Source organism: Aquamicrobium zhengzhouense (assembly GCF_016124105.1).
Classification (GTDB): domain Bacteria; phylum Pseudomonadota; class Alphaproteobacteria; order Rhizobiales; family Rhizobiaceae; genus Aerobium; species Aerobium zhengzhouense.
The window spans coordinates 226,803-253,551 of sequence record NZ_JADGMQ010000002.1; the positions used below are offsets into that span (position 1 = coordinate 226,803).

The following is a 26,749-nucleotide window of genomic DNA, read 5'->3' on the forward strand; positions in this document are numbered from 1 at the left end:
GATCTAATCGATTTGTAGCGAGAATTAGCCTTATCGTAAAGAGCGGGTTGTGGAGCGCTTTACCAAGAGAGGCGGACACACAAAAAAGGCGCGTGAGAAACGCCCACGCGCCTTTTCCATGAATTGTTCGAAAGTCAGATCGATAGAACCCGATCCGAGCCGGCGTAGATTTCTTCAACGAGCTGCGCCCGATTTCGGAGAACCGCGCGCTGGTTAATCGAGCCCTTGTCGGTGACTTCGCCCGCCGTCGTGGACGGAACTTCGGGGCAGATGATCATCCGAGCGATACGGTTCGAAGAGCCCGTCGACTTCGCAGCCAGCGATACGAGCTTCTCGCGCATTGCCTTACGATGTGCCTGATCTTCTGCAAGCTCGGGGTCGCGCAGAAACGCGATGGCACCGAGATACGGACGGTCAGGTCCGGCAAGGGCGACGTCTCGGATCAGATCACCGAAATGGTCGATGATCGACATGCGCAGCGCGCCGGTCGCGACCCAGGTGCCCGTGTCCAGCTTGAAGTTCTCGGCGGTGCGGCCGTCGAACTTGAAGCCCTTGGAGATGTCGTCCATGTCGATCGGGAGCAGGGCGTCTCCGAGCCGGTAGAAGCCTTCCTCATCGAATGCTTCTTCCGTCAGCTTCTGCTGGCGCCAGTAGCCAGGCGTAATGTTGTCGCCCTTGAGGCGCGCGTCATACTTGCCTTCGTACGGTACGAGCTTCAGCGTGACACCCGGAACTGGCAGGCCAACATTGCCTGCGCCTTCCTGTGGCCAGGTGCAGAACATGGCGGCTGGAGCGGTCTCGGTTGCACCGAGGCCCGTGCCGATCAGCACCCGCGTGCCGGTGGTAGCGACGGCCATACGCTCAAGAGCCTCCCAGCTATGCTGCGAGAGCGATGCTCCAGCGTACCAGAACATCCTCAGATTCTTGAAGAAGTTCTGGCGGAGAGCCTCGTCCTTCTCGAGCTCGGGTATGAGCATGTCGAAGCCGGTCGGGACGTTGAAGTACCAGGTGGGCGAAATCTCCTTGAGATTGCGCACGGTCTTGCCGATGTCGGCCCTGGTCGGGCGGCCGTCATCAAGGTACAGCGTGCCGCCATTGGTCAGGACCATGTAGAAGTCCTTGTTGCCGGCGGCCGTGTGGTTCCACGGCGCCCAGTCCAGAAGAACCGGCGGCTCGGTCTTCATGAACGAGAATGCCTCGCGGATCGCTGCCTGATTGGAGCAGATCATGCGGTGAGTGTTGATCACAGCCTTGGGCGTTCCGGTCGAACCCGATGTGAACAGGAACTTCGCGATCGTGTCGCCGGTAATGGCAGCGTTTGCCGCCTCGACAGCGTCGCTCGGTACCGAGTTCAGAAGGTCAGCGAACGGAATCGCGCCCTCAGCTGCGTCATCTGCAATGAACGGGATATCAGGCACAGCCGCGCGAATTGCAGGTGCAAATGCCTTGGCGTCCGCAGCGTAGATGAGGCCCGGTGTGATTGAAGCCAGCACGTCCTTGAGGCGCGCATAATCGCCGCCCGTCAAGGAATACTGCGGTGACAGCGGTGCGTAAGGCACGCCCACATAGACTGCCGCCAGACCGAGAGTTGCGTGCTCGATGTCGTTGCCTGACAGGACCGCGAGCGGCCTTTCCGGCGAAAGATTCTTGTCGAGCAGATACTGGCCGATACGGCGTACGTGATCCAGCATCTGGCCATATGTGATCGTGCGCCAGCCATCACCGCTCTTGCGATCTGCGATGAAAACGCGGTCGGGCGTCTCCGCCGCATATTTTACCAGAGCATCGGTAATACGTGTCGGATAGCTCGGCTGTGGCATTCGGTCGGTGACGTAGATCGTACCGTCATCCTTGACCGTCACGACCGGCGAGTAGTTGTGAAACTCTACCGGGCGCATAGGCGCGTGCTTCCAGTCCTGCGAGTCGGACATGCTGCCTCCCTGATCCTCAACCCAATTGCGCGAAATGTTGCGCCTACCCTTGCGGGTCCTGTCTGATATGTTGCATAATTGTTCACTCGGAAACAAGAGTGCATTTGGAGGAAGGTCATGGCGTTTGTGGAATACAGCATCGAGGACGGCATCGCGCGGCTGACGCTGACGCGGCCGGACAAGCGCAATGCCCTGAACGATAAGATGCTTGAAGATCTCGAAGTGGCGGTGGACCAGGCCGCAAATGAGGCGCTAGCGGTCGTCATCTGCGGCCAGGGCGAGCATTTCTGTGCCGGTCTCGATCTTGCTGAACATTCGACCAAGACGCCGATTGAGGGCATTGATGGGTCCCGCAACTGGCACCGTGTTTTCCAGAAGATACGCGGCGGGCGAATCCCGTATGTTGCGGCTCTGCACGGCGCAGTGATCGGCGGCGGGCTGGAACTCGCCTCGGTCGCGCATGTTCGCGTAGCGGATGAAACCGCATTCTTTGCGCTGCCTGAGGGGCAGCGCGGTATTTTCGTGGGCGGAGGCGGCTCGGTGCACACCTCGCGCATCATGGGCGTGCCGCTGATGACCGACATGATGCTCACCGGCCGCGTTTTGAGCGTCGATGAAGCTCGTCAGGCAAGCATCGTCACCTATGTTACCTCGGCTGGTGAGGCTCTGGAAAAGGCGACCGAGCTTGCAAAGAAAGCAGCTTCGAACGCGCCGCTGTCCAATTACGCCGTCATCAACGCGCTTCCACGCATTCGCGACAGCGGATACGATGAGGGCCTGTTCTTCGAATCGATGATTGCCGCCTTTACGCAGACCACGCCAGAGGCTCATGAGCGTTTGAAAGCGTTCCTGGAAAAACGCGCTGCCCGCATTGCTCCAAAGGATTGACCTTGGCGAAAGGCGAGTCAGATTTCGCGGCCGAAGCCGAACTGAACCTGGGGGAGTTTGAAGCCTCGGCCAGTTTCATGCTTCGGCTAGCGGAGCTGGCTTCCTACCAGGCGGTATCGTCACTTCAGACTGAAGTTGAACTGAGCTTGCCTGAACAGACCGTGCTGGTGGCGATCATGATGAACCCTGATGCTCGTCAGGGTTCGATCGCGGATCGCCTGCACATTCGCTGGCCCAACATGACCAAATTGGTTGCGCGGCTCGAGAAAAAGAAGCTGATCACCCGGAGGGTCTCGGCGGAAGATCGACGTGTCGTGACGCTTACCGCGACCAATGAGGGCGTCGAAGTGGCACGAGGCGTGCGTGAAAGGCTGATCGCATATGATAAGCGCGCACTCTCCATGCTTGATGAAAGCGAGTGCGCCCAGTTGGTTGCGTTGTTGCGCAAAGTGGTCGGCTGGCCGTCTCCCGCGGCCAAAAGCTAAGCCTCGTCGCTCGGCAAGGCCAGTTCACGAATGGCCTGAACCAGTATTTTCGCTGGCGGCGGAACGATCCCCCGTCGACGGCGATAAATCCGAAACGAGCGCTTCCATTGCATGTCAGGCGCAGCGATTCTCACCAGGCCTTCGGAAGAGGGCTGATCGGATAGCCGCGGAGCGGGCAGCCAGCACAGAAGATCCTGGCTAAGGGCTGCTGCGCGGATCACTCCGATCGATCGCGAGGCAAGCGCGGGAATACGCGGCTCGATGCCCTTGTCATGAAACCGTTGGTACCACTCCTTTGCGATCGGAGTTCCCATCGGCGGCAAAATCCAGTCCGCATTTCCCACTTCTTCCAGGCTCACATGCTCACGAGAGGCCAGGGGGTGGGAGGGGCGAGCGTAGACGTGGACGACATCCCTGAGAATATCAGGGGTCGCGAGCGTGATTTCGTCGTCGACGTAGGGATCTGGCGAGACTGCGATATCGATGACGCCGCTCTTCAGTTCCTCTAGCAGCAAATCTTCCATTTCCTCGACGATCTGGAAGCGGACTTCTGGATGGCTTTGACGCATCTTTGCAATGGCAGAGACGATGAAACTCGGGACCACGCTGGCGACGCCACCAACCCGCACGACGCCGCGGCTCGCGCCTTGCATCTGCAAGATCAGATCTTTTGCGTTGGCCACTTCGGAGACGACCAACCGCGCGTAGGGAAGCAAAGCTTCTCCGTACACCGTTGGCACCACTCCCCGAGTTGTCCGATCGAACAGGGAAACGCCGAATCCGGCTTCGAGCACCTTGAGTGTTCGGGTCAAGGCCGGCTGCGTCATGTTGAGTGCGACCGCAGCTCGGCCAAGGCTTCCGTGGCGGGCGCATTCAATCAGTATGGTGGCAGAGCGAATATCAAGGGTCATAATTTCTGATTATGACTTTGGGCGGACTCTGTAAATAGCGGAGCAGACGGTGACGTGCGATACTCGAAAGTCGGGAGGCCTGTGCAGTGATGCAAAGGCTGAAAGAGACTTGGGAGACAGCACAATGAACAAGATGAGCCAGGACTTCCTGGCGACGTCGACAGCCATACCCAACCGCACGGTTGGTGAGGTGGTTTTCGATTTTCTGCGCGCCAAGGGCATGACGACGATTTTCGGGAACCCAGGTTCAACCGAGTTGCCGATGTTTGTCGGCCTGCCCAAGGATTTTACCTATGCGCTCGGCCTGCAGGAATCCATCGCGCTTGCGATGGCCGACGCTTATGCGCAGGTGACACGCCGTCCAGCTTTCGTGAACCTGCATTCAACGGCAGGGCTCGGTCATGCGATGGGCAATCTCTACACCGCGTTTCGCAATCGGACTCCGCTGGTTATTACCACCGGCCAGCAGACCCGTGACTTGCTGCCGTACGACCCGTTCCTTGGCAATGATGCGCCGGTTGAATTTCCAAAGCCTTACGTGAAGTGGGCGATTGAGCCAGCGCGGCCGGAGGACGTCCCGGCTGCAATTGCGCGGGCTTACTACATGGCAATCCAGCCGCCTATGGGACCGGTGCTGGTCTCCGTACCCCTCAGCGACTGGGACAAACCAAGTCCTCCGCTGGTTGATCGTGAGGTCGACACGCTGATTGGGCCGAACCCGGCAGCGCTCGACCGGGTAGCTGAGGCAATCAACTCCGCTGAGGAGCCAGTGCTCGTCGTCGGTGCCGGCGTTGATATTGATGGTGGCTGGGATGCCGTCGTGCGGCTCGCCGAAACACTTCAGGCGAAGGTCTGGGTGAGCCCGCTTTCGTCACGGAGCAGCTTCCCCGAGCGGCACCCGCTGTTTGCAGGTTTCCTGCCTGCCCAGCAGCCGGATCTGTCGCGTTGCCTTGGCTCAGCCGATTATGTTCTGGTACTCGGCGCGCCGGTATTTACCTATCATTTCCCGGGCTCCGGCAAGCATCTGCCAGACGGTGCGCAGCTGTGCCTCATCAATGATGACCCGAAGCTGATTTCCGCAGCAGCGGTTGGGACCGCGTTGCTCTCAAATACCCGCTTGGCTGCAGAGGGGCTTCAAGCCCGGGTCAAACAGCGCTCACGGCGGGTTGAGCCTGCGCGGGTCATTCCAAGGTTGCCGGTGACGAAGGCGATCTCTCAACGGTTCCTGATGCAGACGCTAGCGGATGTGCGTTCGCCCGAAAGCATCATCGTTGAGGAATCGCCGACGGCGCGCGGGCCGATGCATGACCACCTGCCCATCGAGCGGCCAGGCGGCTTTTTCACGACTGCCAGCGGTGGCCTTGGCTATGGTTTGCCTGCGGCAGTTGGGGCAGCACTCACTCGCCCGGACCAGCCGGTCATCGCCATCATCGGTGACGGATCAAGCCTTTACGCGATCCAGTCCATCTGGTCCGCGGTCGAGCACGATGTCGATCTGCTGATTGTGATACTTAACAATGGAGGGTACTCAGCCCTCAAAGGTATTGCGGACAAGACTGGCGCAGATAGCGTAGACGGCGTGGATATCGGCCACATCGATTTCGTCGCGATTGCGCAGGCACAAGGGTGTAAAGCGCAGCGCTGCTCGGACGGAAACAAGCTCGAAACATGCCTCCGTGAGATGCTTTCCCAAAAGGGACCGCGCCTCCTGGAGGTTATCCTGAGAGAGGAAGAGAAACCCATGAACGTTATGACCCCGAATGTGAATTCGGATGCCGGGCAGGGCTGGCGTCCTAACACCCCCGAAAAGCTTTTCATCGGTGGAAGCTGGATCGATTCGTCCTCCGAAAACCGTCTGGACGTCATATCGCCAGTGACTGAAGAGAAGCTTTTCAGCTACCCGGAAGCGGGTCCGATGGATATCGATCGGGCAGTCTGGGCGGCTCGTGACGCTTTCGATAATGGGCCGTGGCCGCGCATGTCGCCTCAAGAGCGCGCTGTCTACCTGCGTAAGGTCGCGGATGTCATCACTCGTCGTCTCGATGATATTGCCCATTCCTGGACGCTGCAGGTCGGCGCACCGATCATGCTTACCAAGAAGCTTGTCGGCCAGAACGCAACGCTCTTCAATTATTACGCAGATCTCATCGAGACCTATGGGTTCGTGGATGAGCGCCAGCGTGATGATGGCGGCAAGGCCCGTGTGGTCCGTGAGCCGGTAGGCGTCTGCGCTGCGATCACGCCATGGAACGCGCCGATGGTTCTGCTGTCGTACAAGATCGCGGGTGGTCTTGCTGCCGGCTGCACCTTTGTTGCCAAGCCTTCCCCGGAAACCCCGCTGGAAGCCTACATTCTGGCCGAAGCGATTGAAGAAGCAGGCCTGCCGGCTGGCGTCTTCAACCTGGTCCCGGCTGGACGCGAAGGCGGCGACTATCTCGTTCGCCACAAGGGCATCGACAAGGTCGCGTTCACCGGTTCCACCGCTGCAGGCAAGCACATTGGTGCTGTGTGCGCCGAGCGTCTTGCTCGCGTCAGCCTGGAGCTGGGTGGCAAGTCGGCCGCGATTCTGCTGGATGATGCAGACTTTGCGAAGGCGCTGCCGAGCATCATGGTCTACTCCATGCCGATCACCGGTCAGGTCTGCTTCTCGCTGACCCGCATTCTGGTGCCGGAAAGCCGTAAGCAGGAGTTCATCGACCTTTACGTTGGCGCGGTGAAGAACATCAAGGTTGGCGATCCGTTTGATCCGGCAACCCAGATGGGCCCGCTGACGATGGGCCGCCAGCGCGCGCGCGTTGAAGGCTACATCGCTGCTGGCCGCGCCGAGGGCGCGAAGATCGCCTGCGGTGGCGGTCGCCCGGTGGGCCTGGACAAGGGCTTCTATGTCGAGCCGACCGTTTTCGTCGACGTCGAGTCCAACATGAAGATCGCCCAGGAGGAAATCTTCGGCCCGGTCGTTTCCATCATCACCTTCAAGGATGAGGAAGATGCGGTTCGCAAGGCCAATGATTCCGACTACGGCCTGAATGCATCGGTCTTCGCGGCGGATCCGGAGCGTGGATACGCGGTTGCCCGTCGCATTCGTTCGGGCAACGTTACGGTCAACGGCATGATCGTTGATCCGAAGCAGCCTTTCGGTGGCTTCAAGCAGTCCGGCGTCGGCCGCGAGGGCGGACCGGAAGGCCTCGACAACTACCTCGAAGTGAAGACCATCCACTTCGCCGGCTGATCGCGCATCATTTCGAGCTGAATGCCAAAGCCGTCGGAGAAATCCGGCGGCTTCTTCTTTGTGCGGCGACGCGGGCGAGGAACCGCAACGATTTGTCCGCCTGAAAGGTTGGAGCATCCATCCGCCACAGACCAAATGGTCCCGCAAAACCACAATAAAAAAACCCCCGGATTTCTCCGGGGGTCGATTTTTTGGCGGCTGCATCAGCGCATCGTCGCCGGTAGCCACATGATGATGGCCGGGAAGATCACCATCAGAGCCATGCGGATTATGTCCGCGGCAATGAATGGCATCACGCCAGAGTAGATTCGGGTCAGCTTAACTTCCTTCGCAATCGAGTTGATGACGAAGACATTGATGCCCACCGGTGGACAGATCATGCCGAGCTGGCACGAGGTGACCAGGATGATACCGAACCAGATCGGGTCGAAGCCGAGGTGGACGATCACCGGGAAGACGATCGGCACGAATAGAATGATCATCGCCATCTCGTCCATCAGCGCGCCAGCGATGAAGAACATGACGAGGATCAGGATCAGCGTGCCGTAAGCACCCAGATCAAGGCCGATCATGAACATGGTGAGCTTCTGCGGTGCCTGGGTCATCGCCAGGAAGTAGCCGAACAGGATCGCACCGATGAGGACGGTGAAAATCGCGACAGACGTGCGCAGCGATTCAACAAGGCTGTCGATGATCTGACGTGTGTTCAGGCGGCGACGCATGATGCCGATGAGCATCGTGACAAAGGCACCAACAGCTGCTGCCTCAGTTGGCGTGGCGATGCCCATGTAGATGGTGCCGAGGATCGCGATGAAGAGGACTGCGACCGCCCAAATTGGAAGCAGAGACGCAAGAGCGTCGCGCAGGTCGAATTTGCGCCCAGCTGGCAGACCCTTGCGATGTGCGACGATTACCGTCGCCATGTACATCACGGTTGCCAGGATGCCCGGTATGACGCCGGCGATGAAGAGTCGGCCCACGTCCGTTTCGGTCAGGTAGGCGTAGACAACCATCACGACCGATGGCGGGATCAGGATGCCGAGGGTGCCGCCAGCAGCAATAACGCCGGTGGAGGTGCCGTCATCGTAGCCAGCCTTGCGCATTTCCGGCAGGGCGATACGCGTCATCGTGGCTGCTGTTGCAACGGATGAGCCGCAAATCGACGAGAAGCCGGCGCAAGCCGCAACGGTCGAAAGAGCAAGGCCGCCACGGAACTGGCCAAGCCAGGCGTTACCGGTGCGGAACAGCTCGCGCGAGATGCCCGAATTGGTTGCGAACACGCCCATCAGGACGAAGAACGGCACGAGGCTGAGGTTGAAGTCGGTTATCGTGCGGATCGGCGATGTTGTAAGAAGGTTTAGTGCCGGGGTAATGCCTCGGATCGCGCCAAAGCCGACCACGCCGACGATACCCATGGCGATGCCGATCGGCACCCGCAGGCCCATCAGCACGAACATGCCAATGAAGCCCCAAACGGCTACCCAGTCTGCGTAAGTCATATGCCGTACCCCTCGGCCTGTTCTTCTTGGTCATCGCTGCGGCGGCGGAAAATGGAAAATGTCACGGTGATGGCGCTGGCAGCGCAACCGACCCAGATGAGCAGGAAAAACGGCCAGACGGGCATCCGAAGGTCGAAAGTCGACTCGTTGCTCGCATAGGCGCTGGTGACCCGGTAGAACATCATCCACGTCATGGCGATGGTGAAGACCAGCAGTCCGAACCAGGCGAACAGGTCAATGAACCGCTTTCCAGTCTTGCCTGCCATTTCGTGAACCAGATCGACGGCGATGTGGCCCCCACGGTAGCCGATAGATGCGAGACCCCACATCACGCATGCTCCGACCATCAGGCGGGAAAGGTCGAAAGAATCGGGAATAGGCCAAGAGAAGAGATAGCGTCCTGCTGTCGATGCTACGATCAGCAGCATCACTAGGGCGAGTAGAATACCGGCGATAGTATCGACTGCGCCACAGAAGCGTTCCACCTTGCGAAGCATGATTGCCCCCCGTTTGGTGTCGTTTGATGAGTTGGGCGGGCGCTGATGCGCCCGCCCGGTTAAATGCCGCCGGGTGTCCCGCCGGCGTTACTTCACCCGCGAGTCATATTTCGCGAGCGTATCTTCAAGGCGCTGCCAAATGGCATCGGCGTCGCCGCCAGCCTTGTTCACGGTCTCTTTCCACTCGTTGCGAAGCGGCGAGGCGGCTTCCATCCAGAGCTGAACTTCGTCATCGGTCGGCTTGTAGAGGGTGTGGCCCTCATCAATCATCCGCTGACGGCCTTTGGCTTCGTTTTCCACCCACTTGGCAGCCATCTTCTCGGCCGATTCCGGGTTGCAATGGTCGTCGATGACCTTGCGGTTTTCCGGTGAGAGGCCTTCGTAAACACCCTTGTTGAAAACGAACGCAAAGGTGGTGACGTAGAACGGCATGTCGAGGTGGTGCTTGGTGAGGTCCTGAGCACCGAAGGTGAAGATCGAGCCCCACGGCGAAGCCGACATTTCTGCCGCGCCGCGAGCCAGAAGCTCACGCATTTCCGCGGCGCCGGCGAAGACCGATGCTGCACCGATGTGGTTCAGCATGCGGGCCATGGTGCCGTGCGCAGGGCGAATGCTCTTGCCCTTCAGGTCATCCGGCACCTGGATCGGGCCATTTACGCCATGAAGCGTGCCTGGATCGTGCAGGTGGGTGATGCAGAAGTGCACATCCTTCATCTCGTCGGCAGCGTATTCGCGATACCACTCGTCGAATGCACGTGAGCCGGCATTCGCATTAGAGATGGTGAACGGGATTTCGCCAGCGGCGATAATAGGGAAACGGCCTGGCTGGTAGCCCGGATTGATGAACGCTATGTCCACGACGCCGTCACGGGCCATGTCATAGTGATCTGCGGCAGCTCCAAGCTGCTGGGCCGGGAAGATGGTGATCTCGATGCGTCCCTCGGACGCTTCTCTGATCGATTCTACCCATGGCTCCATGCCACCGGGCTGGAGTGGGTGCTGCGCACCCACCCAGTGTGACAGCGAAAGCTCAACTTCCGCTGCCTGGGCTGTCGTCGCCAGGGCGGCGACGGCAACCGAAGCTAGCAAGCTCTTAAGTTTCATGAATTTCTCCTCCGTGGACATGAAATTTCAGTCTGCTGATCCTCCCTCCCGAGGATCAGCCAGCGTAGGCGTCGTACTTCTTCAAAGTATCGATCAGGCTGTTCCAGATCGCATCTGCGTCGTGGCCACGGCCGCTGACAGCGGTGCGCCATTCGTCAGTCAGCGGAGCGGCTGCATCCTTCCACAGCTGAACCTGCGCAGCGGTGGGGACGTGCAGAGTGTGTGCCGAATCGGAAGCGATCTTGTCGCGGCCGGCAGCTTCTGCATCGGTCCAGCCAGAAGCAATGCGCTCAGCCCACTCCGGCGTGCAGTGGTCGTCAATCACCTTGCGGTCTTCAGCCGAGAGGCCATCAACGGTGCCCTTGTTGAAAATGAAGGCGTTGATCGAGTAGTAGAACGGCATGTCGAGGTGGTGGAACACCACGTCGTTTGCACCGAAGGTGTAGAGGGAGTTCCACGGGGACTGCGTCATGTCAGCGGTGCCGCGTGCTAGGACTTCGCGCATTTCGCCAGCCGGAACCTGAACCGACGCACCGCCCAGCATCGCTACGAAGCGTGCTTCGGTCGCGTTGGCGGGACGTACGTTCTTGCCGCGAATGTCCTCAGGAACAATGACCGGTTCCTTGGAGTGGATCGTGCCCGGGTCGTGCGAAATCGCCATGCAGAAATAGGTGTCGCCCATCTCCAGGTCGGCGTACTGGTCGTACCATTCGGTCAGAGCACGGAGGCCACCGCGCGCATCAGCGAACAGGAACGGAATTTCCGCAGCAGCCAGGATCGGGAAACGACCCGGCTGGTAGCCCGGGTTGATGAAGCCGATATCGACGATGCCGTCGCGGGCCATGTCATAGTGGTCGCCAGCGGCGCCCAACTGAGAGGCCGGGAAGATGTTGATCTGGATACGGCCATTGGACGCTTCCTTGATCGACTCAGCCCACGGCTCCATGCCGGTCACCTGCAACGGGTGCGTTCCCGGTACCCAGTGCGATAGTGTTAGCTCTACATCTGCCGCTGCAGACGGAAACGCAAAAGAAGCGGACAGCGCGAGTGCCGCCAGAGTACGTGTATACATAAATGCCTCCCTCGTGGCCAAAGGCGCGGGCAGATTTCACCCGCGTATGTAACCGAATGCAAAGCAGTAACACCACATGTGATGTCCTAAAACAAGCTGGGAGACGGGCTAGCGCTCGTTTTTTGCGCTGTTGCCCCATTTTCTCCGAGCTGTCTCTGCGGGGCGGGAAGGCGACCTTCGATGTCCTCTGGACGACATGGTGTATACACCATATAGGGCAAACGATGGGTTTCATCGCATGAATCTGGGAGGACGTGAGGTGGGAAGCAGACAATCGCGGTTGGCGAAATGGAGCATGCGCTACCCCACGGTCGCCGATCTGGTGGAGCCGGCCAGGCGGCGTATTCCTTATTTTGCGTTCGACTTCCTCAAGGGCGGGACCGGTGATGAGCTTTCCTGTGAGCGGAACTATCGCGCGATTCGCGAGGTAGAGCTTGCCCCAAGATATGGCGGTCCAATTTCTTCGGTGGATATCCGGGCAACAATGTTCGGGCGGGAATTGGCGTCCCCTGTGGTGATATCGCCTATCGGCATGGATGGAGCCATTTGGCCCGGAGCTACCCGGATCCTTGCGGCCACGGCGCGCGATCTCGGCATCGCCTACATGCCATCGACGATGGCAACCGCCTCGATCGAAGAGGTCGCTGGGATCGCACCCGATAACGCCTGGTTTCAGCTTTACGCGTTCGCCGATAACGATCACGATGTCTCGTTCGACCTTGTGCGGCGGGCCGAGAAGGCTGGCGCAGGAGTTCTCGCCTTGACGGTCGATATTCCATCTCCGCCGCGCCGCGTTCGCGACATGCGCAACGGCCTCCTGCCGAAGATGAAGCTGACGCCGGAGAAAATTCTTGCGATGCTCTCGCGCCCAGCCTGGCTTTCGGCGGTGGCGCGTGAAGGTATGCCGACTCTTGCCAATATACGGCCATACTGCACGCCGGGCGCCGGGCGAGATGAACTCGAAGCCTTCGTTAGGAACAACAAGGCCGGAGCGGGTGTGACGTGGGATACCGTTCGGCGTATCCGCGATCTGTGGAAGAAGCCTTTGCTGGTGAAGGGGATCATGCATCCCGCTGACGCGCTGGAAGCGGTAGCGGCCGGTGTAGATGGCATCGTTGTTTCCAATCACGGGGGGCGACAGTTCGACCCGTCGCCTGCAACAATAGATGTTCTGCCTGCCATTCGAGCTGCTGTTGGCGACAAGCTCACCGTGCTGATGGATAGCGGGGTCATGTCCGGGACGGATGTGGTGAAGGCAATTGCCTGTGGCGCGGACGGTGTTCTCGTCGGGCGTGCGTTTATGTACGGTCTGGCCGCGCTCGGGACCGACGGTGCCCGTCATGTAGCGCACATCCTCCATGAAGAATTGCGCGTTGCGTTGGCTCAAAGCGGAGCAGACACGCTCGAAGGAGCGCGGCAGCTTGCTGTCAGACATCCAGGAGCCTGGAGCCTGGCAGAGTTCGGCATTCAGGACGTTTGAGCGATACGTGACGTCTCACCGATCGAAACACGCCTATTGAAATAGACCAAGCTTGCGTGCGAGTTCTCGCGCGCAAGCCGTGCTGACTGCTGAGGACGCCGGCGTCTTTGCTGTTCGCACGACCAGGATCGAAAATGTCACACAACGCAGCGCAAGTTATTGAAGCTCTCAAGCCACTCCTTGGCGAGCGATTGGTTACAGCTACGGCAGTTCGTGAACACCATAGCCGTGACATGTCCAGCCATGCTGCCTCAATGCCCGATGCGGTCGTCTTCCCGCGCACAGAGCAGGAAGTGCAGGAGATTGTGCGGGCCTGTGGCAAATACGGCGTGCCCATTGTTCCTTACGGCGCGGGATCCTCGATGGAGGGGCACACCATCCCGATCCATGGCGGTATCTGTCTGAGCACGCGCGATATGAACGGCATCATTGAAATTGTTGCTGAAGACGCGCTGGCCGTCGTTCAGCCGGGTGTGACCCGCAAGCAACTCAACACCGAACTGCGCGCACTTGGGCTTACGTTCCCGGTTGATCCCGGCGCGGATGCCACGCTGGGCGGCATGGCTTCAACACGGGCCAGTGGCACCGCCGCGGTGCGCTACGGAACGATGCGTGAAAACGTCCTGGCTCTGCGGGCCGTGACTGCAGACGGCGAAGTCGTCAAAACCGGCTCGCGGGCGAAAAAGTCTTCGACCGGGTACGATCTGACTCATCTTTTTGTGGGCTCGGAGGGCACTCTCGGCGTCATCACAGAATTGACGGTCCGCCTGCATCCGGTACCGGAGCAGGTGGCCTCGGCGATTTGCGCCTTTGAAACGGTCGAGGGAGCAATCGCAACCGTTCAAGAGACGGTTCAGTACGGAATCCCGGTGGGGCGCGTTGAGTTTCTCGACACCTATTCCATCGAGAGCACGAACCTTTATTCGGGCATGGACCTGAAGGTTGCGCCAACCCTCTTTTTTGAATTTGAGGGAACGCCGGCGTGGGTGGAGGAGCAATCCACGATCGTTGCGGAGATTGCTGCAGCAAATGGCGGCTCAAATTTCCAATGGTCCACCGATGCGGAGGAGCGAGCCCGCCTTTGGCAGGCGCGTCACAATCATTATTGGGCGATCAAAGCACGACGCACCGGTTGCGAAATTTACACCAGCGATATTTGCGTTCCGATCTCGAAGCTCGCAGAAAACATCGTTGCGGGCCTGGCGGACATCGAGGCATCGCCGCTTGAAGGGCAGATCATCGCTCATGCCGGAGACGGGAATTTCCACGCGGGCTATCTGGTGGATCCAAATGATGAGGCCGAACTCGCGGAGGCAGCACGGCTTGCAGATCGATCTGCTGAGCGTGCGCTGGCCAGCGGCGGGACCGTCAGCGGCGAGCATGGCATCGGGATCGGCAAGTTGAAGTTCCTGCGCCGCGAACATGGTGATGCGGCTGTCGAGGCGATGAAGCGCATAAAGCTCGCGCTCGACCCCGCAGGTATTATGAACCCCGGAAAATTGGGGCAGGAAGGCTAGCGCCGCTGCCCCAAAATTTCCGGTAAGCCTTTGGCTTGATCAGCGCCAGCCAAGTGCTGGCGCAACGTGCTTCAAGATCGACTCCAGAACATGGGCGTTGTAGTCGACGCCGAGCTGGTTCGGAACGGTGAGAAGCAGGGTATCAGCTTCCGCAATAGCTTCATCCTGCGCCAGTTGCTTGATGAGGGCATCAGGCTCTGCCGCATAGGAGCGGCCGAAGACGGCTCGGTTGTTTTCCTCGATGAAGCCGATGGTGTCCTGCTCCTTCGTGCCATGGCCGAAATAGGCACGGTCGCGTTCGTCAACTATCGCGAAAATCGAACGGCTGACGGAGACGCGTGGCTCGTGCGCGTGACCAGCGTCCTTCCAGGCCGCACGGTAGGCGCGGATCTGCTCCGCTTGCTGAATATGAAACGGTTTGCCGCTTTCGTCCGTCTTCAGGGTGGAGCTCTGAAGGTTCATCCCCAGCTTGGCAGCCCACTCGGCGGTCGCATTGGTACCTGCGCCCCACCAGATCCGATTGCGCAGCCCTTCGGAATGGGGCTCCAAACGCAACAGACCGGGAGGATTGGGGAACATCGGACGTGGATTCGGGCGCGCGAAGCCGTTTCCTTCGATGACATTCAGAAACACTTCCGCGTGGCGCCGCGCCATGTCAGCGTCGGTCTCACCTTCGGCAGGCTCATAGCCGAAGTGGCGCCAGCCATCGATGACTTGTTCCGGCGAGCCACGGCTGATGCCAAGCTGCAGGCGGCCGCCGGCAATAAGATCAGCGGCTCCAGCGTCTTCCGCCATATAAAGCGGGTTCTCGTAACGCATGTCGATCACGCCCGTGCCGATCTCGATCCGGCTTGTGCGAGCGCCGATCGCTGCGAGGAGGGGGAATGGCGACGCCAGCTGGCGAGCAAAGTGATGGACGCGGAAGTAAGCGCCATCGACGCCAATCTCCTCAGCCGCAACGGCGAGATCGATTGATTGCAGAAGCGTGTCCGACGCGGAACGCGTTTCGGATTGAGGGGAGGGCGACCAATGGCCGAAGGAGAGAAAGCCGATTTTTTTCATGCTATTCATTTAGGCCGCGCTGGTCCTTGCGTTAAGTCACCCGTCAATGCACGCACTGTTCATGAATAGAGTTCCGTATTGCTTCACGGGATCGAGCATCGAATGGATGACCAGGCACCAAATAAAAAGGAGGCCGGAAAACCGGCCTGCAAGGTGTCCTGATTGGAGGTTCAGAACTTGTAGCTCATGCCAACCCGAACGGTGTGGTCGCTGACATCGAAATCGCCGACACCGAGCCCGAAGTCATCGCTGCCGTAATCCGAGTAGCGATACTCAAGGCGGGCGGTCCAGGTGTCGGTAAAGGCGTGCTCGATGCCTGCGCCGATCGTCCACCCGGTCAGGGTCTCGCTTTCCTCGCCAACGCCGACAACGTTTACGTAGCCATTGGCAAGTGCAAGGCCGCCCGTAGCGTAAAGCAGCGTGCGGTCCATCGCGTAGCCGAGACGCGCGCGCAGCGAACCGGACCAGTCCGTTCCCACTTCGACTGCGGTGTTGCCGAACAGGTAGTCGTTCTCGTTCCAGGTGTAGTTGATGTCGCCTTCGACACCGAAGACGATATTGCCGTTTTGCCAATTGGCGCCGACAAGCGCACCGAGCGTGCCGCCGTCAAAGTCCTCGTCGACGTCCAGCGGGTCGGTCAGAGTGGTCCAGACATACCCCCCTTGAATACCGACATAGACGCCGGTCCAGTCGTAAACAGTTGCAACCGGCGGCGTGTAAGGTGCTGGCTCTTCATAAGCTACGTCGGCGGCGAAAGCCGAAGTCGACGCAGCTGCCAAAATTGAAGCGGTGAGTGCTAACTTCTTCATTTGGTGTCCTTCTTACCAAAAGAAATCATGCCCCTCTGAAGAGCAGGATAGCATCTGCACTGTTGTTGTCTGTAACATTGTTGCAACTTACCACCGAAAGACGAGCGAAGCCCGGAAGACGGGCGGTCCATCTTGTTCCGTGAAAAGCTGGAATCGGAAGCCGGAAGCCGGAAGCCGGAAGCGGTTGCACCAACGGGCAGAACCATTCTGGAGCAAGGGTGTGTCGGCCGGCGGATTCACCCTGTCTAGTTGGGTAGAATCTGGTCCTGCGATCTTCCTTTGCCGGTGATAATGAAATAGACCTCGGTGCAGCCACTATTGGAGGGGACTTACTATGAAAGCTTTGTTTCTTGCACTGGCGGCCAGCGCTGCTCTGGTGCTTCCCGCGCAGGCCGAGGATGTAACTGTCGCGGTGACGGCGATCGTTGAGCACCCGTCGCTTGATGCGGTTCGCGATGGCGTCAAGGATGCACTGGCTGAGGCCGGCTACAAGGAAGGCGAGGGCCTGAAATTCGTTTATCAGTCGGCCCAGGGTAACCCTGCTACCGCTGCCCAGATCGCTCGGCAATTCGTTGGCGACGAGCCGAACGTGATCGTTCCGATTTCGACACCGTCCGCACAGGCGGTTGTCTCGGCAACGCGCGACATTCCGGTTGTTTTCACCGCTGTCACCGATCCGCTCGGCGCACAGCTGGTTAAGGACATGGAAAAGCCTGGCGGCAACGTCACTGGTCTTTCCGATATGTCGCCTGTGGCTGCGCATGTCGATCTGATCAAGGAGATCATGCCCGATGTGAAGACCATCGGCTATCTCTACAATTCGGGCGAGGCGAACTCGGTTTCCCTGCTTGAGATCCTCAAGGAAGCCGCCGAAGCAGCCGGAATTACCGTTGTCGAGTCCGCCGCCACTAAGACCGCAGAAGTGCAGGGTGCAACCCGTGCCCTGATCGGCCGCGCAGATGCGATCTACGTCCCGACGGATAACACGATCATTTCCGCGCTGGAGTCGGCGATCTCCGTGGCTGAGGAAGCTGGTATGCCGTTGTTCACAGCCGACACCGATTCCGTCAATCGCGGCTCGGTCGCTGCACTCGGCTTCAACTATTACGATGTCGGCAAGCAGACCGGTGAAGTTGTCGTGCGGATCCTGAAGGGCGAGAACCCGGGCGATATTTCGGTGAATGTCGCTGAGGGCACCGACCTTGTGGTCAACAAGCAGCGCGCTGCGAAGGTTGGCATCGAGCTGCCGGAAAGTGTTCTTTCCCGCGCTACCAAGATTATCGAGTAACAAGCCTTGCCGGGCGGTCCTGCGATCGCCCGGCATTTCGCAGCTTTAAGGGGCCGCCGTTGAGCCGTTGCTGCGGCTGGCCAAGCCCGCGCGGGCGGAAAGCAGTTGAGGTGAGCATGCCACGGAAAGGCAGACAATCGTGAGCCAGATCGCGCTTTGGGGCGCCGTGGAACTCGGCCTCGTCTACTCATTTGTTGCTATTGGTGTTTACCTGGCCTTCCGGGTTCTCGATTTCCCTGATCTGACGGTGGATGGTTCGTTCCCGCTCGGTGCTGCGGTGACGGCGGTTTTGATCATCGCCGGCGTCAATCCGTGGATCGCGGCGCTCTGCGCGATGGTCGCCGGTGCTGCCGCGGGCCTGGTGACCGCAGTCCTCAACGTCCGTTTCAAGATCCTGCATCTTCTTGCATCGATCCTGACCATGATCGCGCTCTTCTCGGTCAATTTGCGTGTCATGGGCCGGCCGAATGTGGCGCTGATCAATGAAGAGACCATGCTGTCTCCATTCTTCGGGCTGGGCTTGCGCGAATTCATGGTCAGGCCGATCTTCATAGCAGTGCTTGTCATCATCGCGCTCTTCGCAGTCTGGCGTTTTCTTGAAAGCGATTCCGGCCTTGCCATGCGGGCGACTGGCGCCAATCCGAAGATGGCACGTGCGCAAGGCGTCGATACATCACGGCAGATCTATCTCGGCATGGCGATTTCCAACGCTCTGGTGGCTCTTGGCGGCGCGCTGTTTGCGCAGACCAATGGCTTTGCGGACGTGACATCTGGCGTCGGCACGATCGTGGTTGGTCTGGCAGCTGTCATCATCGGCGAGACGCTGCTCGGAGCGCGTGGCATCCTGATCGCCCTGATAGGTTGCGTCATCGGCTCGATCATTTATCGCATTGCTATTCAGCTTGCGCTTTCCAGCGACGTGCTCGGCCTGCAGGCGTCAGATCTCAATCTGGTCACGGCCGTGCTCGTCACATTCGCGCTTGTTCTGCCGCGTCTGCGTCGCGGAGGTTGATGATGATTTCTCTGAAGGACATCGAGGTCGTATTCGGCAAGGGCACTCCTCTGGAGAAGCGGGCGCTGAACGGGATCAATCTCGAGATCGAGGACGGATCGTTCGTCACGGTCATCGGCTCGAACGGCGCCGGCAAATCTACATTGCTTGGTATCCTCACAGGCGACATTGCGCCAACCACTGGCAAGGTGATGATCGGCACGACCGATGTCACCCGCAAGCCGACAGTGCACCGCGCGGAAATTGTCGCGCGCGTATTCCAGGATCCGCTGGCGGGCAGCTGCGGCACGCTTACCATTGAGGAAAATCTTGCCTTGGCCGAGCGCCGCGGCAAGCGTCGCGGGCTTGCAATGGCGTTGAGCTCCAACCGGCGGGAAATGTTCCGGGAGCGGATTGCTGAGCTCAATCTGGGGCTGGAAGATCGCCTTGGCGACCGGATGGACATGTTGTCCGGTGGCCAGCGTCAGGCCGTCTCACTCGTGATGGCAACACTGACCGGCTCGCAGATGCTGCTTCTTGATGAGCATACGGCGGCTCTCGACCCCGGCATGGCGGAGTTTGTGATGAAGCTCACGGACCGCTTCGTTGAAGAGCGCAAGCTGACCACAATGATGGTGACGCACTCGATGCGCCAGGCTCTCGATTTCGGCCACCGCACGATCATGCTCCACGCGGGCGAGATCGTTCTCGACGTCAGCGGCGACGAACGCAAGGGCCTGCAGATCGAGGATCTCATCAACATGTTCCGCCAGATCCGAGGCCAAACTCTCGATGATGATGAACTGCTGATCGGCTGAATCATAGCCCCCGATCCGGAAGTAATGCGGGATCTTCATCCGCACCTCCCTTCCATCCCCATCAGCTCACGGACAATATTCATCCGCTGCCGAGCGATAAGGTCCCTTCTTGGTCACTCGTGTAACCTCTCGGCTCAACCGATTGCGGGGGACGACATTTTCGTCGCAGCCGTCGGTCGGGTTGATGAACAAGACCGCGCCCCGCGAAAAGCGGATTGCATACTCGTCCTCGATTTCATTGAGGGCCTCGAATAGGGCCTGACGCATCTCTTTGAAGCTTAGCTCGCCCAGCAATCTGATCTGCTTTGCCAATATCCATTATTAAAATCTCAGTAGTAAAAACAAAACTCCAAATATAGCTCCATTATATCGCTCTTTGCCGACAATCCGCAAATTTGAGATCCCGGAAAACCGCAGAACTCTGCGGTCTTGAGCGCTATGAAACCTGCCGCGCACTTTGCGCCATCCGCCATCGCGCAACGCTTTTGATCCACTCCGGTTATGCCGAGCATTCCCTCCCTCTTCTTCCTTCTCCAGCCCGTCCATCGGGTCCATCCCCCGATGATGTTGTGTGTCCGGGGCCGCAAGGCCCCGATGGACGGGGCCTCCGAACGAAGGAGGAATACATTGTCTCGTCTTATCACCATCGCCGATTTGCAAGGTCGCTCACTGGCGGAACTGCACGTCATGCAACATCAAGTTCAATGCGCTCTCGCGCAGGCACAGCCGGGCTCAGAGGCTCACCGCCTCACGGCTGCAAGCCTGGATGCGATCCGCCGGGTGATCCGGCAGAAGCAGCAGGCTCTTGCCCCGCGTTTCTAGGCCGGGCCCGGTGCGACAGCGCCGGGTTTGGGCTCAGTTTGCGGCATCTGGATCAGGATGCGCCTGATCCAGATGTACGGCACCGACGGCCTGATAGAGTGCCTCAAGGGAGCGTCCAGCCTCGTCGGCAAGGGCGAGCCATTCCGGATTGGCATTGACCTGGGGATGTGCGGCCAGTTCGCTGGCGACGGTGCGCGTCAGGAACGCCGCCATGTGCAGGACCTCATGCCGCCCGAATTCGTCATTTTCTGCCATCGCTGAACTCCACCGGCGTAATGTGTGTCAATCAGGTTACTGCACGTATCTGCAAGAGAAAACCTCGTTGTTTCCACGCGGATCAGGACGCGGAAGCGCCTCATATTGATCCCATCACCAATCGATGGAGATCGCAATGAAAGATCATAGAGAACATCCCCTGCTTGAACTCGACGCTTTTGTACGGGTTCAGATGCCAGAAGAGTTTGTTCTCTGGGAAACGGAATATCTGGGCACGAAAAGCACCAAGCCGATCAGTGAAAGCTGTTGCGAACTGGCTCAACGATCACGGCTACCGCACGCGTCAGGGCGCGCGATGGGGCATTGGGCCTTTACACAATCTGCTCACCAGCACCGTCTATAAGGGCGAATACCGCTTCAATTGCAAAATCTGGAAGACCAAAGAAGACAATCCCGCAGCAGAGCAGATCATGGTCCCCGTCGAGCCGATCATCGATACAACGACCTTCGACAATCTGCAGGCTGCCCTCAAGGCCAGAAACCCCAAAGCCACGCCGCCACGCACCGTAACCGGTCCCATTCTCCTGACCGGATTAGCGACTTGCGCCAGTTGCCAAGGCGGCATGAGCCTCACAACCGGCAAGTCCGGGCGCTATCGCTACTATGCCTGCGCCACCTGCGCCCAAAAGGGTAAGAGCGCCTGCAAGGCCGCTCAATGCCAATGGACAAGCTCGATACAATCGTCACCGACCGCATTACGGACCGGCTCCTGGCACCTCAACGTGTTGAAAAACTGCTGACCGGCCTGATCGAACGCCAGGCCAACCGCAGTGCCGATTACACCGACCGCGTGGCCAATCTCAGAAAGAACCTCAGCGACACAGAAGCGCGCCTAAAGCGCCTCTACGACGCCATCGAAAATGGCATCGCCGACCCCTCCGAGGAACCCCTCAAAGACCGCATCACCGCAATCAAGACGGAGCGCGATATCGCGCAGGTTACCCTTGATCGCACTCTCACAGAACTGCGGCCCGAAGCCCGGATCACGCAAGACAAGATCGCTGCCTTCACGGCCATCATGCGCGACAATATCTAGAACGGCTCAATTCCATTCCGCCGCGCCTATCTCCGCGCCATGGTCGACAATGTCGAAGTCGACGACTCCGAAGTCCGTATCCACGGGCGAAGAAGGATTCTGGAAGGACTGGTGATGGGCGGCAGAGCCTCTCCCGCAGGAGTGCCCAGTTTTGTTCGGAAATGGCGCACCCGACAGGATTCGAACCTGTGACCTCTGCCTTCGGAGGGCAGCACTCTATCCAGCTGAGCTACGGGTGCATCCGGATATAGATGCGTCTTTAGACGATCACGCGCCGGGCTTCAATGGATTAACGCGAACTATGCGTGGGAATGTGCGTATCCTGAGCGGCAGAGGTCACAAGTTCGTATCCTGTCGGGTGCGCCAGAGTTCAGGAAACAGCTGGATGGGGTGGGCCGGGTGTGGCCGGGATGTGCCGGAGCGGTGACACCTCTTTTCCTAGCGGGCGACCGTTACAACCACCGATCGCCCGACATTTCCGCGTCCGTAAATCTCGACCAACACCATTGCGCCCCCGCGGACGATGTCGCGTGCCGCTTGTGCCGAGATCGAGCCATTTCGAAGCATATTCTCAAGAGCAGCTCGGTTGTTCGCATTCCCGAAGAAGCTATCCCCTTCATCACCAGCGTCCTTAACTCCGAAGCGATGAAAGTTGGCCCGGTCCTGACGGAGGATCTGCCACGGCTCCGTTAATCGAGCGCCGTTGGAGTTAAATAGATCTCGGCGTCCGATATGGGCTACGTAGCTTTCGATCAATTCCTCCCCGGCTGGCTCAGAGCGAGTAATTGACTGTGCGACGGCGGTGTTTGTTGTCCAAGCAGTGATGACCAACAGGCATGCTAGGCGGAGTAAAGTGTTCACAGTAGTCCCCCCCTTTCGTCGAGAGTCCGAGAATACCGTTCGGCGATGAGGTGACAAGCTTGAATGACGCCACAGTTGGATGCCCGTTCGCCCAGCGTCGTATCATGCCGGTCGCGCTGGTTGTCGCAGGAGGCGCTTGGTGGCGCCGTCCGAGCGTTGTGTCTTGGAACTTTGAGCGATTGGGATTGGAGCCAGCCAGCGAGCTCCCCTGACACGCTGTTGCACCGCATTGCGCGGATGGGCGTGAGCCGCTGTGTGGAGGTCACGGTTCCGAAGCCGGTGGTGTTGCCGGGGGGGTAGTGAGGGGGAGCCAAGGATCACCATGCCTCTGCACTGGATGCACTGAGGTCGCCGACCAGGCATAAGGTCACGACAGGAGCTGATCACACGCCGTAGTGAGGGGGCGCTTCTTTAGACGCAGGGGTGAGCGCCGGCTGGCTTCGCGTCCGTTCGCGCAGAAGTTCACTGCTTCTCTCAGACGCTGCGCAACATCGTGGAACTGACGGGGTCCGAATGAGGTGGCGATGTAACAGATTCGACCCCTGTCGCCGGTGCGCGAGCAAGTATGAGTCGTGGCATAGGCTGCTCGAAGATCAAAGAAATAGCACGATCAGACATCTGCGGGGGCGTATAGAACTGGACAGGAATCAGAACGACCAGAACACAGGGATGAAGATGACGCCTAGCACCCAAAAGAGCAGATTCAGCGGAAGGCCAACCTTAACGAAGTCAGTGAACCTGTATCCACCGGCACTATAGACCATGGTGTTGGTCTGGTAGCCTACCGGCGTCGCAAAACTTGTTGAGGCAGCAAATGTGACCGCTATCAGGAAGGGGGTGCTATCCACGCCGAGCATGTCAGCGGTGGACATGCCGATAGGAGTGAGCAAAACAGCCGCGGCCGCATTACTCATGAACTCGGTTAGCAGTAGCGCCATCAAATACAAGACAGCCAACACTACCAGTGGGCCGAAGTCACTGACCATACCTATCGAGTTTGCGACGATGAACTGGGCCGCCCCGGTCTGAGACATGGCAATACCCAGAGGCAGCAATCCAGCTAGTAGGATAAGAATACGCCAGTCGATGGCATCATAGACCTCGTCGGCATCGAGGCAGCCTGCAAGGGTCATTGCCAGCGCACCAATCAGTGATGTGATCGCAATGGGCACCCAACTGAGCGCAGACAGGACTATCACTAGTGCCATCGTTATGAGGGCAAAGGGCGCGCGCCAGCCGCGAGGCCTGTCAGCTTCCCGCTGGCTGAGCACGATGACATTGGAATCTCGACGCAGTGCCTTCATCTCGGCTTCGGGAGTAAGCATCAGCAAGACATCGCCGACATTCAAAGTCACGTCTTTGAGCTGCTCACGCAACCTTTTACCTCGGCGATGAATGGCCAGCACCGTCGCATTGTGTTGCCAGCGTCGGTCAAGCAGCGCCAGCGTGCTCCCAATGACTCGTGATCGCGGGGCAATCATCACTTCGGTCAGCACCTGCTGCGTGCCTTCCTCAAGGGTCCGAGCCTTCAGCTGGAACTCGGTGTTGATCTCAAGTCCCGCCTTTGCCCTCAGCTGATCTAACTTCGACCAATCGCCCCGGGCGATCAGGATGTCGTCTTCTTTCAGTATCTGTGACCGCGGAGACCAAACTTTCCTTTCCCCACGCAGCAGTTCCAGAACGAAAACGCCAAAATCTCTGCCAAGCCGAGCTTCAGCAACAGACGTTCCGATCAACGAAGAGTCGGGCAAGACGCGCAGTTCGGTAATGTATTTTCCCAGTTCATACTGCTCGACAAGTTCATTTGCTCGCGCGTCTGGCAAGAGCCATCGACCCACGGTCAGCAGATAGAAACATCCGGCCAAAAAGCAGATTATCCCCAGCGGCGTGAACTCAAACATGCTGAACCCGGGATGGCCTAAGTCCTGTGCCATTGCGTTGACCAACAGATTGGTTGAGGTGCCAACCAAGGTGCAGACCCCCGCCATCTGCGACACGTAGGACAGCGGAATGAGCGCCTTGGATGCTGACATTCCGATGCTCGCAGCGGATGTAATGACCAGCGGCATGAAAACGGCAACGACGGCCGTGTTGTTGACGAAGGGAGCAACAACAGCCAGCACCGCGAACAAGACAAGGAGAAACAGGAATGGCGATTTTGCCTGTCCCAGCAAGCTGCCTATCCCGGACAGCGCGCCGCTGTTCTGAAGCCCTGCTGCCAGAACAAACATTGCCCCCACTGTGACGGTGGCTTGATTGCTAAAGCCGCTCAACGCCTCGCTTGGGCTGATGAGCCCAAGTATGACTAAGGAGAAGAGCACCAGAAGTGCCACCGCGTCGATCCGCAACTTCTCCGTTGCAAACAGAATGATGGCGATCAGGGCGACACCCAACACCAACATAATTTCGACTGTCATGCGTTGCTGGACCTTTGATCTGTTACGGTGAGGTTTGGTCGGTCATGTTCGTTTAACCGGTGGTGAGGAGAGAGATGGCGGTTGGTTGCAAGTAAAATGTTAATAATCAGCAAGAAACAGGCCTTCATTAACACTGATCCCGACCCTACATAGTGTTCATAACCAAATCGCGCACAGACCAACGCCGCCTATGAAGCGTCACGCTTGCGGTAAAGAAGCGGGTATTTCGCCGTTCGCGCAACGATCGGAGACTTGAAGAACATTATGCTTGATACTAACAAATTTCCCATTGGCGAAGTTCTGCTCATGAATTTAGGCCGCGATCAATGCCGCTTTCCGGTTCGCGTTGATCCGTCAGCAACGGGCGGTTACCGCTTTTGCGCCACGCAAACCTCAGCGGACCGCGTCTACTGTGATCATCATCATGGGATTGTGACTTCTGCGGAGCCCCGAGGAGTTCGTTCAAGTTTTGGTCGCGTCCAACGCCGCACTACTTAGGGTTACGCTTTGCAGCGCTCGAAAACGCCCAGCTTGGGTGTTTGTGTTCACGCGGCTGGTTGCGGCATCCCTTACAACTCGGGCGCAGTTCGGAAACTACAACGTATTGAATCTTGGTGTATTTTTAGAACGAACCTAAATCGTGCGACGTTTGCATGGTTTGAAACGAAAGCCATTCAGAGACTGAAAATAGCGTTCGAAGCAGTCTCAGAGCTTTGGTGGAAACTGATGGGTGCATTCGACTATGCTTCTCGACATTTTGCGAGTCCGTTGGCGTCACCATAGACAACGGTGACTGCTGATATACCCGCTACGTAGGTGCCCGAGGGCTTCTTCTCAGCCATCGCTCTCGCCGCAGCCATCATCTTCTGGCTGTGAGCAATGGGTCTTGAGGCTATTTAATCGGCACAAACGCCGGGAGCATCAGCACGGCGCCCGTTAATACGAGCAGCGAGACGGTGAGCATTCTGGCCGCATACGGCGAGAGTGGGGGTGGCCATCGCCGCGCCGCTTCGGTGGAGAGGATCGTTGCGGGCACGAGGATCAGGGTCGTATGGATAAGTTCAGCAGTCGGCAGGCCCGAAATGCTGGATGAAATGACGCGGGTGACGGATATTGCAGCGAAGATTGCAACCAGAGTGGCACGAATTTCTCGCTGATCGGCAAGATAACGCTGCAACGCATAGACGATAGGCGGGCCGGGGACTGCAAAGAGGCCACCCATGATCCCGCTTGCTAGCCCACTTAACGGGAAAGCAAAGGGTTGGGGCGGCGCAAGATCATCTTTCGGGATGCGCAGAAGTCGCAAGCTCGAAACGATCACGGCGACGCCGAGTGCGAATTTCAGCCAGACAGCCGAACTGGCGAGAAGACCCGGAAGAAGGAAAGCGCCGACAACCGTTCCGGCCAAAGCAAGCGGGACGATCTGAATAAATGCTCGCCGCGCCACAAACTGCCGTTCCGATGCGAGGATCATCGTGGCATTCACCAGCATCAATAAGGTCGCGATCATCGCGCCATCTTCAAAGCCGATAACGTTGGTTGTCGCGATCGCGCTCATAAATATCAACGCGAATGCAAAGCCGGTCACGGTTTGCAGGTAGGATGAGATGCACACGAAGGCGGCGAGCGCTGCGACGCTGGTCAGGTTAAGCATGTGATCCCTGGTGGAGCATGGGGCGCGTATCCACCGCCGCTTCCCTTCAAGTGGCGGGAACGTGCCGTCAGCACGTCGGTCTCAATCTGTGCGAAGCGGAAA

24 protein-coding genes and 1 tRNA gene are annotated in these 26,749 nt (G+C 58.7%); 11 read left to right on the forward strand and 14 right to left on the reverse strand.

Features of this window, described 5'->3' with window-relative positions:
* Positions 1-134: 134 nt before the first annotated feature.
* Positions 135-1,931 carry a feruloyl-CoA synthase gene (locus tag IOD40_RS04245; protein ID WP_198474665.1) on the reverse strand — a complete coding sequence of 599 codons (1,797 nt, stop codon included), beginning with the start codon at positions 1,929-1,931 and terminating at the stop codon, positions 135-137.
* Positions 1,932-2,048: 117 nt separating this feature from the next.
* Here IOD40_RS04245 and IOD40_RS04250 point away from each other — a divergent pair, with 117 nt between their 5' ends.
* A complete protein-coding gene (locus tag IOD40_RS04250) occupies positions 2,049-2,819 on the forward strand; it encodes a crotonase/enoyl-CoA hydratase family protein (protein ID WP_198474667.1) in 771 nt (256 codons plus the stop codon).
* Positions 2,820-2,821: 2 nt separating this feature from the next.
* Positions 2,822-3,304: a MarR family winged helix-turn-helix transcriptional regulator gene (locus IOD40_RS04255; RefSeq protein ID WP_198474669.1), complete on the forward strand. Its 483-nt coding sequence runs from the start codon at positions 2,822-2,824 to the stop codon at positions 3,302-3,304.
* Here the strand turns inward: IOD40_RS04255 and IOD40_RS04260 are convergent.
* Positions 3,301-4,215, reverse strand: coding sequence for a LysR family transcriptional regulator (locus IOD40_RS04260; RefSeq protein ID WP_198474671.1), 915 nt, complete (start codon positions 4,213-4,215; stop codon positions 3,301-3,303). The genes IOD40_RS04255 and IOD40_RS04260 overlap by 4 nt on opposite strands.
* 124 nt (positions 4,216-4,339) lie before the next feature.
* On the opposite strand from IOD40_RS04260, the gene mdlC reads away from it, so the two are divergent.
* Positions 4,340-7,444, forward strand: coding sequence for a benzoylformate decarboxylase (gene mdlC / locus IOD40_RS20280; RefSeq protein ID WP_325099663.1), 3,105 nt, complete (start codon positions 4,340-4,342; stop codon positions 7,442-7,444).
* Between the two features lie 203 nt (positions 7,445-7,647).
* Here the strand turns inward: mdlC and IOD40_RS04275 are convergent, their stop codons facing one another.
* The 4 genes from IOD40_RS04275 to IOD40_RS04290 all read right to left on the reverse strand — a co-directional run bounded on the left by IOD40_RS04275 (position 7,648) and on the right by IOD40_RS04290 (position 11,616).
* On the reverse strand, positions 7,648-8,943 hold the full coding sequence (locus tag IOD40_RS04275) for a TRAP transporter large permease (RefSeq protein WP_198474673.1): 1,296 nt from the start codon (positions 8,941-8,943) through the stop codon (positions 7,648-7,650).
* On the reverse strand, positions 8,940-9,440 hold the full coding sequence (locus IOD40_RS04280) for a TRAP transporter small permease (protein WP_198474675.1): 501 nt from the start codon (positions 9,438-9,440) through the stop codon (positions 8,940-8,942). The genes IOD40_RS04275 and IOD40_RS04280 overlap by 4 nt, the downstream gene beginning before the upstream one ends.
* Positions 9,441-9,527: 87 nt before the next feature.
* Positions 9,528-10,544, reverse strand: a complete 1,017-nt coding sequence (locus IOD40_RS04285; RefSeq protein WP_198474677.1) for a TRAP transporter substrate-binding protein — start codon at positions 10,542-10,544, stop codon at positions 9,528-9,530.
* A 55-nt stretch (positions 10,545-10,599) separates the two neighbouring features.
* Positions 10,600-11,616: a TRAP transporter substrate-binding protein gene (locus IOD40_RS04290; protein WP_198474679.1), complete on the reverse strand. Its 1,017-nt coding sequence runs from the start codon at positions 11,614-11,616 to the stop codon at positions 10,600-10,602.
* A 295-nt stretch (positions 11,617-11,911) separates the two neighbouring features.
* On the opposite strand from IOD40_RS04290, the gene IOD40_RS04295 reads away from it, so the two are divergent.
* Positions 11,912-13,096 (forward strand): alpha-hydroxy acid oxidase, encoded by a 1,185-nt coding sequence (locus tag IOD40_RS04295; RefSeq protein ID WP_233713836.1) that lies wholly within the window; start codon positions 11,912-11,914, stop codon positions 13,094-13,096.
* A 134-nt stretch (positions 13,097-13,230) separates the two neighbouring features.
* Positions 13,231-14,613, forward strand: coding sequence for an FAD-binding oxidoreductase (locus IOD40_RS04300; RefSeq protein ID WP_198474684.1), 1,383 nt, complete (start codon positions 13,231-13,233; stop codon positions 14,611-14,613).
* 39 nt (positions 14,614-14,652) lie between these two features.
* Here IOD40_RS04300 and IOD40_RS04305 read toward each other — a convergent pair whose 3' ends face one another.
* Entirely contained in the window at positions 14,653-15,675 is a 1,023-nt protein-coding gene (locus IOD40_RS04305) for an LLM class flavin-dependent oxidoreductase (RefSeq protein ID WP_198475317.1), read from the reverse strand.
* A 170-nt stretch (positions 15,676-15,845) separates the two neighbouring features.
* Positions 15,846-16,484, reverse strand: coding sequence for an outer membrane protein (locus IOD40_RS04310; RefSeq protein ID WP_198474686.1), 639 nt, complete (start codon positions 16,482-16,484; stop codon positions 15,846-15,848).
* 334 nt (positions 16,485-16,818) lie between these two features.
* On the opposite strand from IOD40_RS04310, the gene IOD40_RS04315 reads away from it, so the two are divergent.
* The 3 genes from IOD40_RS04315 (at position 16,819) to IOD40_RS04325 (ending at position 19,581) form a co-directional block, all read left to right on the forward strand.
* Positions 16,819-17,772, forward strand: coding sequence for an ABC transporter substrate-binding protein (locus IOD40_RS04315; RefSeq protein ID WP_198474687.1), 954 nt, complete (start codon positions 16,819-16,821; stop codon positions 17,770-17,772).
* Positions 17,773-17,911: 139 nt separating this feature from the next.
* Positions 17,912-18,784: an ABC transporter permease gene (locus IOD40_RS04320; RefSeq protein ID WP_198474689.1), complete on the forward strand. Its 873-nt coding sequence runs from the start codon at positions 17,912-17,914 to the stop codon at positions 18,782-18,784.
* A gap of 2 nt (positions 18,785-18,786) precedes the next feature.
* A complete protein-coding gene (locus IOD40_RS04325; protein ID WP_198475319.1) occupies positions 18,787-19,581 on the forward strand; it encodes an ABC transporter ATP-binding protein in 795 nt (264 codons plus the stop codon).
* A gap of 66 nt (positions 19,582-19,647) precedes the next feature.
* Here IOD40_RS04325 and IOD40_RS04330 read toward each other — a convergent pair whose 3' ends face one another.
* Positions 19,648-19,893, reverse strand: a complete 246-nt coding sequence (locus IOD40_RS04330) for a hypothetical protein (protein ID WP_233713837.1) — start codon at positions 19,891-19,893, stop codon at positions 19,648-19,650.
* A 315-nt stretch (positions 19,894-20,208) separates the two neighbouring features.
* On the opposite strand from IOD40_RS04330, the gene IOD40_RS04335 reads away from it, so the two are divergent.
* On the forward strand, positions 20,209-20,403 hold the full coding sequence (locus IOD40_RS04335) for a hypothetical protein (RefSeq protein WP_198474691.1): 195 nt from the start codon (positions 20,209-20,211) through the stop codon (positions 20,401-20,403).
* A 33-nt stretch (positions 20,404-20,436) separates the two neighbouring features.
* Here the strand turns inward: IOD40_RS04335 and IOD40_RS04340 are convergent, their stop codons facing one another.
* Complete coding sequence (locus IOD40_RS04340) at positions 20,437-20,658, reverse strand: hypothetical protein (protein WP_198474693.1); 222 nt, start codon at positions 20,656-20,658, stop codon at positions 20,437-20,439.
* A gap of 257 nt (positions 20,659-20,915) precedes the next feature.
* Between IOD40_RS04340 and IOD40_RS19975 the strand changes: the two genes are divergently transcribed.
* Both IOD40_RS19975 and IOD40_RS19980 read left to right on the forward strand, forming a co-directional pair.
* Positions 20,916-21,419 (forward strand): recombinase family protein, encoded by a 504-nt coding sequence (locus IOD40_RS19975; protein ID WP_325099666.1) that lies wholly within the window; start codon positions 20,916-20,918, stop codon positions 21,417-21,419.
* Positions 21,341-21,715, forward strand: a complete 375-nt coding sequence (locus tag IOD40_RS19980; protein ID WP_233713838.1) for a hypothetical protein — start codon at positions 21,341-21,343, stop codon at positions 21,713-21,715. The genes IOD40_RS19975 and IOD40_RS19980 overlap by 79 nt, the downstream gene beginning before the upstream one ends.
* Before the next feature lie 162 nt (positions 21,716-21,877).
* Here IOD40_RS19980 and IOD40_RS04350 read toward each other — a convergent pair.
* The 4 genes from IOD40_RS04350 to IOD40_RS04365 all read right to left on the reverse strand — a co-directional run bounded on the left by IOD40_RS04350 (position 21,878) and on the right by IOD40_RS04365 (position 26,647).
* A tRNA-Arg gene (locus tag IOD40_RS04350) sits at positions 21,878-21,954 on the reverse strand.
* Between the two features lie 199 nt (positions 21,955-22,153).
* The gene (locus IOD40_RS04355) at positions 22,154-22,471 is read right to left on the reverse strand and encodes a hypothetical protein (protein ID WP_233713839.1); all 318 of its coding nucleotides are present in this window, start codon (positions 22,469-22,471) and stop codon (positions 22,154-22,156) included.
* 752 nt (positions 22,472-23,223) lie between these two features.
* A complete protein-coding gene (locus tag IOD40_RS04360; RefSeq protein WP_198474695.1) occupies positions 23,224-24,993 on the reverse strand; it encodes an SLC13 family permease in 1,770 nt (589 codons plus the stop codon).
* 892 nt (positions 24,994-25,885) lie between these two features.
* The gene (locus IOD40_RS04365) at positions 25,886-26,647 is read right to left on the reverse strand and encodes a sulfite exporter TauE/SafE family protein (RefSeq protein ID WP_198474696.1); all 762 of its coding nucleotides are present in this window, start codon (positions 26,645-26,647) and stop codon (positions 25,886-25,888) included.
* Positions 26,648-26,749: the final 102 nt, after the last annotated feature.

Excerpts from the sequence above, each read along its gene's own strand:
- IOD40_RS04245 (WP_198474665.1), bottom strand. The coding sequence starts at position 1,931 with ATGTCCGACTCGCAGGACTGGAAGCACGCGCCTATGCGCCCGGTAGAG.
- IOD40_RS04250 (WP_198474667.1), top strand. The coding sequence starts at position 2,049 with ATGGCGTTTGTGGAATACAGCATCGAGGACGGCATCGCGCGGCTGACG.
- IOD40_RS04260 (WP_198474671.1), bottom strand. The coding sequence starts at position 4,215 with ATGACCCTTGATATTCGCTCTGCCACCATACTGATTGAATGCGCCCGC.
- mdlC (WP_325099663.1), top strand. The coding sequence starts at position 4,340 with ATGAACAAGATGAGCCAGGACTTCCTGGCGACGTCGACAGCCATACCC.
- IOD40_RS04275 (WP_198474673.1), bottom strand. The coding sequence starts at position 8,943 with ATGACTTACGCAGACTGGGTAGCCGTTTGGGGCTTCATTGGCATGTTC.
- IOD40_RS04280 (WP_198474675.1), bottom strand. The coding sequence starts at position 9,440 with ATGCTTCGCAAGGTGGAACGCTTCTGTGGCGCAGTCGATACTATCGCC.
- IOD40_RS04285 (WP_198474677.1), bottom strand. The coding sequence starts at position 10,544 with ATGAAACTTAAGAGCTTGCTAGCTTCGGTTGCCGTCGCCGCCCTGGCG.
- IOD40_RS04290 (WP_198474679.1), bottom strand. The coding sequence starts at position 11,616 with ATGTATACACGTACTCTGGCGGCACTCGCGCTGTCCGCTTCTTTTGCG.
- IOD40_RS04295 (WP_233713836.1), top strand. The coding sequence starts at position 11,912 with ATGCGCTACCCCACGGTCGCCGATCTGGTGGAGCCGGCCAGGCGGCGT.
- IOD40_RS04300 (WP_198474684.1), top strand. The coding sequence starts at position 13,231 with ATGTCACACAACGCAGCGCAAGTTATTGAAGCTCTCAAGCCACTCCTT.
- IOD40_RS04305 (WP_198475317.1), bottom strand. The coding sequence starts at position 15,675 with ATGAAAAAAATCGGCTTTCTCTCCTTCGGCCATTGGTCGCCCTCCCCT.
- IOD40_RS04310 (WP_198474686.1), bottom strand. The coding sequence starts at position 16,484 with ATGAAGAAGTTAGCACTCACCGCTTCAATTTTGGCAGCTGCGTCGACT.
- IOD40_RS04315 (WP_198474687.1), top strand. The coding sequence starts at position 16,819 with ATGAAAGCTTTGTTTCTTGCACTGGCGGCCAGCGCTGCTCTGGTGCTT.
- IOD40_RS04325 (WP_198475319.1), top strand. The coding sequence starts at position 18,787 with ATGATTTCTCTGAAGGACATCGAGGTCGTATTCGGCAAGGGCACTCCT.
- IOD40_RS04340 (WP_198474693.1), bottom strand. The coding sequence starts at position 20,658 with ATGGCAGAAAATGACGAATTCGGGCGGCATGAGGTCCTGCACATGGCG.
- IOD40_RS19980 (WP_233713838.1), top strand. The coding sequence starts at position 21,341 with ATGGACAAGCTCGATACAATCGTCACCGACCGCATTACGGACCGGCTC.
- IOD40_RS04360 (WP_198474695.1), bottom strand. The coding sequence starts at position 24,993 with ATGACAGTCGAAATTATGTTGGTGTTGGGTGTCGCCCTGATCGCCATC.
- IOD40_RS04365 (WP_198474696.1), bottom strand. The coding sequence starts at position 26,647 with ATGCTTAACCTGACCAGCGTCGCAGCGCTCGCCGCCTTCGTGTGCATC.